This is a genomic window from Hyalangium sp. (genome assembly GCF_035629615.1).
Taxonomy (GTDB): domain Bacteria; phylum Myxococcota; class Myxococcia; order Myxococcales; family Myxococcaceae; genus Hyalangium.
In genome coordinates, this window is sequence record NZ_DASPHO010000042.1 from 1 (window position 1) to 8,063 (window position 8,063).

Consider the following 8,063-nt stretch of genomic DNA (forward strand, 5'->3'; position numbering starts at 1 on the left):
ACCACAGCAGCCGGTGCAACAGCTTCGACGAGGTGAGGCGGTTGGACACGAAGATCTTCATGATCTGGAAGACGATGATGAGCAGCCGCGAGATGGGCCGGAGCACGGGCAGCAGGAACTGACGCGAGAAGGTGCGCTGGTCCACCAGCATGGCCGCCTTCGTGCGCTCGTTCATCGGCAGGCTGCGGTCCAGGAACAGCGCTACCCAGGGATCGGGGTCTCGCGGGTCGTGCGGTTCATTGCTGAGCTGCTCGATCGGATCCATGACACTCACTCGGGAAGGGTGACGCGGATGGGGACCGCGGGGGCGGGGCGGAGCTTCCGGGCCTCGATCTCCGCCGCGCTGGGGACGCGCAGATCCTTGGCGAGCCCCAGCTGCTCGAAGCCGCGGAGGACATACCAGATGAAGTCGAACTGGCCCGGCAGCAGCCCGTGGCGCGCGCTGGACGGGAAGCTGTGGTGGTTGGCGTGCCAGCCCTCGCCGAGCGTGAACAGGCCCATGAAGAGGCCGTTGCGGGCTTGATGGACCTCGGCGTAGGGCCGCTCGCCCCAGAGGTGCGCGACGCTGTCGATGGCATCCCCCAGGTTGAAGATGATCACCAGCATGCCCCAGGCAGCCGCCACTCCGACAGGCCCGAAGAGCCAGTAGCCGCCGCCCACGAGTGCCAGCACGTGGAGCATGCAGAGGACCTGGTAGGGCACGGGCCGGCTGACGAAGCGGTACCAAGGGTCGGCGGCCACGTCCTTGGCCAGGTGGTTGTACTGCTGGTTGCTCCGAGGGCGGTGCCAGCCGTCGTAGACGACGCGCAGCGGGCCGGCGATGGAGTAGAGGAAGCAGACGACCGGGTTGGCCGTGCCGATGTACCAGCCCACATGGGCCCACCAGAACCCGTTCAGCACGGGCGAGTGCGGATCTCCGGGCACGTCCGTGTGCGCGTGGTGCCAGCGGTGATTGCCCGCCCACTGGATGGGGGTGCCTGCCGGCAGGCCGAGCGTGACGAAGGCCCGCTCCAGCCAGCGGTTGAGCGTGAGCGAGCGGTGCGAGAGCACCCGGTGGTAGGCCACGTTGATGGCCAGCCCCGCCAGCAGGAAGTAGCCCACGCAGAACGGCACCAGCCACACCAGGCTGAGGCGCTCAGACATTGCCCAGCTCCTCGAGCTGCAGCAGGTAGAGGCGGGCTGTCACCTTCGCCGTCTTGGCGACGCGCGCGGCCAGCTCTGGCGTGAGGATGCCGGAGCCCAGTGCTGCCTCCAGCCGCTCCATGTGGGTGCCATCGTTGTCGCCGTGGTACAGGAAGAAGCGTACCTGCTCGTCATTGAGCCCGAGCTGATCGCGGATGGCCAGGCCCCAGCGCCGCGCCACGCGGTTGCCCAGGCCCTCGATGATGAACATGGCGCCCAGCAGATCGAACGGGTTCTCCTGGCCGGCGCGGTGGAACATCCACGCGGAGAGCGCCTCGCTGCCGATATTCTTCGGCGCTCGGGCGATGTCCTCCTGGCGGCCGCCCACGGAGACATAGTGGCGCTCGAGCATCTCGTAGTCGCGGTGCTCGTCCCGAGCGTGGCGGATGAAGGAGGAGCGCAGGGCCAGGTGCTCCGCGGTGATGCTGGAGGCGGCGCGGGCGATCCACCGGGAGCCCTCCACCACCTGCTGCCGCAGGTTGATGAGCAGCTGCTGGTAGTCCTCCACGGTGAAGACGCCGCGCGTGAGCTTCTCGATGACCGGCACCCGCTGGAGCTTCGCCTCGAAGTCCACCCAGACGTGCGTCAGCTCTCGCACGAGCTTCTCGCGGATCGGATCTCCGCTCGCGGCGAGCAGAGGGGCGGCCTCGGGCGCTGGCGCGGGAGCGCTCGTGGGGGCCGGACTGCTGGAGGCCATGGGCGTGGAGGTGGACACCTCGGGCAGGGACGCGCGGGCCGGGGGGACCACGGTCAGCATCGCGTAGCAGGTGATGAAGCCGCCGCTCTCCGGGACCATGCAGAAGATGCGCTCGCCGGGGCGGGCGCGGCCCTCGTTCACCAGCTCCTCGAGCATGAGGAAGATGGAGGCACACCCGGTGTTGCCGCGCGTGGAGAGGTTGGTGAACCAGCGCTCCTCGGGGATGTGCACGCCGCCCTTCTTCAGCAGATCGACGATGGGCTTCTTGAAGTAGTGGGACGAGTAGTGGATGAGGCACCAGTCGATCTCGGCCGGGTTGAGCCGTCCCTGGTCCATGTGCGCGAAGAAGCCATCCACGCCCAGCCCCACCAGCGCCTCCAGCCGGCGGATGTCCTGCTTGATGGTGAAGACGCCCGCGGCCGCAGCCTCGGTGAAGGAGTTGTAGTCGATCCAGCCCGTTCCGAACTCCCCGTCCGTGCCGCGGTTGGCGCCGATGTACATGCCCAGCTCGTACCGGTTGGCGTGGGAGCGGATGTCGATCCAGTCCACCTTGAGGCTCGGCCGTGTGGGGTGGGGTCGATCCTGGAGCACGGCGGCGCCGGCGCCATCGGACAGCATCCAGCGGAGGAACTCGGCCTCGAAGGGCAGCGCGTTCGGGCCGCCGGCCACCTCCTCGTAGTGGCCTGCCTTGAGCAGCCGGCTCACCAGCTCGCTGGCGCAGACGACGGCGCGCTCCGCCTCGCCCGTGGCTACCTGGAGGGTCGCCACCTTCAGCGCCTGCATGCCAGCGGAGCAGATGCCGTGAAGGGAGGCGAGCTCGCACGAAGGTCCGCCGAGCGCCCGGTGGACCTGGCTGGCGAAGCCTGGGAGGACGAGATCCGCCTGGGTGGTGGCGGTGACGAGCAGGTCCATCTCGCTCAGGGTGATGGGCGAGCGGGACAGCGCATCCTTGATGGCGTTGACGGCCAGATCCCAGTTGCGGAAGCTCGAGCGCTGCTCGCGGTCGATCGCGTAGTAGCGCTGGGTGATGCCGTTCTGAGACAGGACACGGCTGCGCGCGCGGGAGGGCCGGCCCCGGACCTTGCCGAGGTAGTCCTCCAACTGCTCATTGGAGATGGGTTCGCCGGGCAGAAACTTGCCCAGGCTGGTGATGTAGACGTCTCGGGACATGGGGCGAGACAATACGGTGTCTTGCGCTCCCATGCGACGAACCCCTGTCCGGGTGGCTGGGCGGCGTGCCTGCGCACGCGGCACAGGGCTCAGCGCGGGCCGGGCTTCCCCGTTCCCTTGGCAGGCTGAACCGTGGCGCCCGGCTCCGGCTTCGCCGAGGCGCTGGTGAGCTCCGCGGCCTTGGCCTGGGCCAGCTCGGGGATGAGGAGGATCTCGATGCGCCGGTTGCGCGCACGGCCCTTGGGCGTGGCATTGGTGGCCACCGGGTGCGTCTCTCCGTAGCCGGACGCCACGAGCCGGCGCGCCGGGACGTTCGCTTTCTCCTGGAGGAAGCGCACCACGTTCACCGCGCGCGCCACGGACAGCTCCCAGTTGGTGGGGAAGGTGGCCGCCAGCCGCTGCGAGGGAGGGCTGTCATCCGTGTGCCCCGACACCTGGATGCTGCGGCCCTCCACCCCCGCGAGCACCGCGCCCAGCCGTGTGAGCACCCCGGCGCCGCGCTCGGTGATGCTGGCCTCGCCCGAGTCGAAGAGGATCTTGTCCACCAGATCCACCTGGATGCGGCCCCCGGCCTGCGACAGGCGGATCTCGCCGTCGGCGATCTCCGACTTCATCTTCTCCTCCAGGTCCTGGTACGTGGCCTTGAGGCGGGCCAGCTCCGCGTCCTTTTCCTGCACCACCTGGGAGAGCTGATCGCGCTCGGTGGAGAGCTGGTTGAGCTGGGTGGAGAGCTGTGACTTCTCCGAGTCGATCGCCTCCAGCTTTGCCTCCAGCTCCTTCTGCGCCTGCTCCGCCGCCTTGGCCCGCTCGTGCGCCATGAGGGCCTCTGCGTCAGCAGCCTCGGCTCGCGTCTGCAGCGCTCGGTATGCACCCTGGCCGAACCAGCCCAGCACGCCCGCCAGCAGCACCACCAACACCGTGATCAGCCACGGCACCACTGCCGACCGCTTCGGCTGCTGCTGCTGCTGTCCATAGAAGGAATCCGACATGCCACATCCTCTCCCGAGGGGAGTTGAGGGGCGGACCCTAGCGGCTCTCTCGGGGTATGTCGCAAGTCGGTTCAGGTGAGGGCAGGTATCCAGACGCGAGGTTTGCTCTCAGTGGAAACCGCTCTTTCGGCCAGGAGTGAAGTGCGCCGGCTCAGAAGGGCAGGCGCAGTCGGAGGACACGCCCGCCAGGAAGCCGAGCGGCCAGCAGCGTCGCAGCACCTGTGCGCATGGACTTGAACGTCAGGCCGCGCCTCGCCACGAGCCCGTGCTCGGTGAGGCGGAAGCGCACCTCGAAGGTGAGCAGTTCTTCGTGAGCCGATTCCGAAGACGGAAACTCTCCCGCGGCGAGCAGTGCGTCCGCGAACCTGCGCCCATCGGCCAGCGCGCTGGCCTCCAGCTCCATCGGGTTCTCCCGGGCCCACGCCTCGAACCGCGAGCGGAAGGACTCCCCGAGCGCCGCCACGAGCCGGGGCCACGAGCGCTCCACCCATCGGCGCCGCTTGGAGAGCAGGGTCTCGGCGGTCGCCTGGACGCGCGCCGAATCGAAGCCAGGGGGGACGGGAGCACCTTGGGCGAGCGCCCGGACCAGCGTGGCCTGAGCCTCCGCCAGTCGCTCCCGTGCCGTCCGAGCGCTCATGGCCGAACCTCTGGGGCGCTGGACGTCACCGCGTGGAGCTCGGGACGCTGGGCCACCTCCGACTTCCACCGCGCCACACCACGCGCGCACGCCGCCTCGATGGCCCGCAGCTCGGCGGTCAGCTCCTCGGGCGATGGGAAGTGGTCATCCCTCTCGAGAAGCGCGGGTACGGGGCCGAGCTGCGCCGCGAGCGTCTCCAGCAGGTCCAGCGGGCCGCTGGGCACTGGGTGCGCATGGGTGTCGTGGTAGAGGGCGCCGTGCCGCACGCCCCCAGCGACGTGCACGTAGGCGAGGCGCTCGGGCGGGACGGCCGCGAGGACGGCCGCCGTGTCGGTGCCGAGGTTGAGCGCATTGGCGTACAGGTTGGCCACGTCCAGGAGCAACAGGGTGCTCGTGCGCGAGAGCAGCCCCGTGAGGAACTCCGCCTCGGTGTACGCGGGCTCTGGCCACTCGAAGAGGGTGGCGATGTTCTCCAGTGCCAGCGGCACCGGCAAGGCCGCCTGGGCCAGCCGCACGTTCTCCGCGAGCAGGTCGAGCGCCTCGTCGCCGCGCGCCACGGGCAGCAGGTGGCCTGACTCGATGCCGCCCGCGCGCACGAAGGCCACGTGCTCGCTCACGCACACCGCGCCCAGCCGCTCGGCCAGCCGCGCGAGCGTGTCCAGGCGCCGTGGGTCCGGAGGCTCCGCGCCGCCCAGGCCCAGTGACACTGCGTGCAGCACCATGGGGAGGCCTCGCTCCTTGAGGCGCACCAGCGGCGCGGGCAGCGGAGCGGTGGGGTTCAGGTGCTCGGCCAGGACCTCCACGAAGCCGAGCTCTGTCTCCTGGTCGATGCGGTGCGCGAGCTGTCGTCGCCAGCCCAGCCCTACTCCCGAGAGCGGCTTCAATCGCCACCACCGCCGCCACACCCGCCGCAGCCGCTGCTTCCGCTGCTGCAGCTACTGCTGCTGCAGCTACTGCTGCTGCAGCTACTGCTGCTCGAGCTTCCCCCGCTGTCCCCGCCGCAGCTGCTGACGTCCCCTCCGCCGGAGGAATCTCCCCCGCTCCCGCTACTGCTGGAGGGCCGCAGGCTCTGTCGCAGGTCCGCATAGCCCAGGGGGATCATCATCGCCGGCCCATAGAGGCCTACCGCGAGCGCGAGCTCCTGAGGCTTCAGGACGCGCGTGGAGTCCCCGGCCATCGCGGTGGTGCGCAGGGCCTCGTGCTCTTCCCGGAGCAGCTTCAGCGTCGTGTCTCCAAGGCGGGTGCGCCAGGGGCGGCTGCCCAGCACCAGGAAGCCGAGCGAACCGAAGGCGACGATCAGCACCAGGAACAGCACCGGCCTGTCGCGCGACAGGCCCACGAGGACCTTCGCGACACCCAGCAGCAGGAAGGATCCATACGCCAGCGAGGGCAGGAGCCGGGCCGGCGCGGCGCGGAACTCGTCCAGCACCAGGCCCTTCTTGGCCAGGCGCCTCCGGTAGTTCTCGATGTCGGGGCTCAGGGCCCGGCGCAGCTCCTCCAGCGTCACATTGCCCGCCGCCGCGCATTCGAAGACGGAGCGCTCGATGGGGAGCGCGTCCTCGGGCAGCGTGTCTCCGGTGGCGATCCTCCGGCCCTCGATGCGGAGCGCATTGCGATGGAAGAGCGCGGCCACGACCGCCTCGATAAGGGTGTCCGGGCCATCGAGCGCGGCCACCTCGTAGGGATCCTGACGTCTGCCGAGATCCAGAGGCTCCCCCGCTGGGAGCCGCAGGAGGTGGCGTACCCACAGCGCCACCAGGAAGCCACCCGCGAGGAGCAGCGCATACAGCGAGAGGAACTCGGGTCCCTGCCAGTCCAGAGGGTTCATGGTCTCTCCTGGCATGATCCTAACCACGCGGGATCGAGCCGCCGTGACGCGCGGCCATTGTCACTCCCATGTCACCCGCGTGTCACGGCTGTGGCTCCAAGCGGCGCGACCCCCAGGGCAAGAGGGCCGGCCACGTCTCATGGCCAGCACGCTGCCCGGAGGGTCGCAGTGCTGCTGCGCCGCGTCTGCCTAGAACGGCAGCCAGTCCGGCTTGACGCTCTTGGGATTGCTCAGCGAGTACGCGAGCTGCGCCTTGAGATCGCCGAAGGCCAGGTGGTCCAGGTACATGGCCTCGATCTTCTTCTGGCCCAGCTTGAGGTCGGACTTCTTGCCCGTGGAGGTGTTGAGGGCCACCAGGTTGTCCCCGCCGTTGTAGGAGACCTGGTAGTTCTGCCCGTTCACCGTCACCTGTTCGTTGAAGCGCAGGTCCTTGGGGATGTCCGTGGTGACGTTGGCGCCGCGAGAGCCCGGCACCCGCATGTCATCCATGAAGTTGCGCAGGAAGTCGCGCGTCACCTCGCGCGTCTGCCCGTCGAGGATGGGATCCACCTTCGCGTCGTACCCGAAGCCCAGCGTGCTGTTGGCCTGCTTGGGGTTCTCCAGGTTCCAGGTGGGCAGGCTGATCATGAACTGGTTGGGCCCAGGCGAGGTGCGATCCCGGAAGTCCGCCGCACCCGTCCCGTTGTCCTTGAGGAACGTGTAGCCGTTGATGGCGTTCCACAGGATGTTGGTCGAGTCCAGCTGGCCGGTGGGCAGCGGCTTGGCCGCGGTGTTCGCGTTGGACGGGTGGTTGGCGTCCGGGCTCAGCAGGGCCGCGCCGATCTGCGGCAGGTTGTTCTTCGCGTAGCCCATGGGCAGGTTGTCCAGCGAGCCACCATCCGTCAGGTGGATGCTGCGGCCCGTGGCCGGGTCCACCATCTGCACGGGCTCGAAGACGCCGGGGATGGCCATGGAGGCGCGCATCGCCAGCGCCACGGAGGTGTCCGGCGTCGTCTCCTGGCTGAAGACGAAGATGCGGTCCTTGGCGGTGGGGAAGCCGTTGGGGGACGCGCTGTCGTAGCTCTTGGCGGCCACCAGCTGCAGCGGGACTTTGAGATCCGCGAAGGTGACGGGCCGGTCCTTGATGCCGGTCAGCTCGCGCAGCTTCGAGTCGAACAGATCATACGCGGCCTGGCCGTTGAGCAGCGCGCCGTCCTTCAGATCCAGATCGAAGTCGTAGAGCTTCTGCAGCCGAGGATCCTTGGCGATGGCGTCGATCTGATCGGGCGAGGCGCCCGTGGCCGCGAACGCCGCCGCGATGGAGCCCGCCGAGGTGCCGGTGAGGCTGGTGGGCACCACGCCCAGCTGGCGCATCTCCGAGAGCATCGCCGCGTAGCGCTTGCCCTTGCCGCCGCCGCCCTCGAGGCTCATGTGCACGCCAATGGGCTTGCCGTCCTGGATGGGCATGCCCAGCTCGGCGCGGCGCGAGGCCACGGCCGCCTGGTACTGCTTCGCCCCCTCCGGCTTGCCACCGAAGAGGAAGTCCAGCGGCTCGGGCGGCTTCGTCACCGCGGGTCCCGT

Annotated in this window: 8 protein-coding genes; all 8 read right to left on the reverse strand. The window is 69.2% G+C overall.

Annotated elements, in window-relative coordinates; all coding sequences use genetic code 11:
• A partial coding sequence (locus tag VD972_RS01895; protein ID WP_414653964.1) for a DUF6999 family protein occupies nucleotides 1–265 on the reverse strand: 265 nt, incomplete at its 3' end.
• Between the two features lie 5 nt (nucleotides 266–270).
• Nucleotides 271–1,143 carry an acyl-CoA desaturase gene (locus VD972_RS01900; RefSeq protein ID WP_324979837.1) on the reverse strand — a complete coding sequence of 291 codons (873 nt, stop codon included), beginning with the start codon at nucleotides 1,141–1,143 and terminating at the stop codon, nucleotides 271–273.
• Nucleotides 1,136–3,049: a 3-oxoacyl-[acyl-carrier-protein] synthase III C-terminal domain-containing protein gene (locus VD972_RS01905; RefSeq protein ID WP_324979840.1), complete on the reverse strand. Its 1,914-nt coding sequence runs from the start codon at nucleotides 3,047–3,049 to the stop codon at nucleotides 1,136–1,138. The genes VD972_RS01900 and VD972_RS01905 overlap by 8 nt, the downstream gene beginning before the upstream one ends.
• A gap of 89 nt (nucleotides 3,050–3,138) precedes the next feature.
• Nucleotides 3,139–4,038 (reverse strand): flagellar motor protein MotB, encoded by a 900-nt coding sequence (locus tag VD972_RS01910; protein WP_324979843.1) that lies wholly within the window; start codon nucleotides 4,036–4,038, stop codon nucleotides 3,139–3,141.
• A gap of 151 nt (nucleotides 4,039–4,189) precedes the next feature.
• The gene (locus tag VD972_RS01915; RefSeq protein WP_324979846.1) at nucleotides 4,190–4,675 is read right to left on the reverse strand and encodes a hypothetical protein; all 486 of its coding nucleotides are present in this window, start codon (nucleotides 4,673–4,675) and stop codon (nucleotides 4,190–4,192) included.
• Nucleotides 4,672–5,559 carry a DUF692 domain-containing protein gene (locus VD972_RS01920; protein ID WP_324979850.1) on the reverse strand — a complete coding sequence of 296 codons (888 nt, stop codon included), beginning with the start codon at nucleotides 5,557–5,559 and terminating at the stop codon, nucleotides 4,672–4,674. The genes VD972_RS01915 and VD972_RS01920 overlap by 4 nt, the downstream gene beginning before the upstream one ends.
• Entirely contained in the window at nucleotides 5,556–6,503 is a 948-nt protein-coding gene (locus VD972_RS01925; RefSeq protein WP_324979852.1) for a TIGR04222 domain-containing membrane protein, read from the reverse strand. Before VD972_RS01925 ends, VD972_RS01920 begins: the two co-directional genes overlap by 4 nt.
• A gap of 189 nt (nucleotides 6,504–6,692) precedes the next feature.
• Nucleotides 6,693–8,063 (reverse strand): patatin-like phospholipase family protein (locus tag VD972_RS01930; RefSeq protein WP_324979855.1); only part of this gene is annotated, 1,371 nt, incomplete at its 5' end.

Excerpts from the sequence above, each read along its gene's own strand:
- VD972_RS01900 (WP_324979837.1), bottom strand. The coding sequence starts at position 1,143 with ATGTCTGAGCGCCTCAGCCTGGTGTGGCTGGTGCCGTTCTGCGTGGGC.
- VD972_RS01905 (WP_324979840.1), bottom strand. The coding sequence starts at position 3,049 with ATGTCCCGAGACGTCTACATCACCAGCCTGGGCAAGTTTCTGCCCGGC.
- VD972_RS01910 (WP_324979843.1), bottom strand. The coding sequence starts at position 4,038 with ATGTCGGATTCCTTCTATGGACAGCAGCAGCAGCAGCCGAAGCGGTCG.
- VD972_RS01915 (WP_324979846.1), bottom strand. The coding sequence starts at position 4,675 with ATGAGCGCTCGGACGGCACGGGAGCGACTGGCGGAGGCTCAGGCCACG.
- VD972_RS01925 (WP_324979852.1), bottom strand. The coding sequence starts at position 6,503 with ATGAACCCTCTGGACTGGCAGGGACCCGAGTTCCTCTCGCTGTATGCG.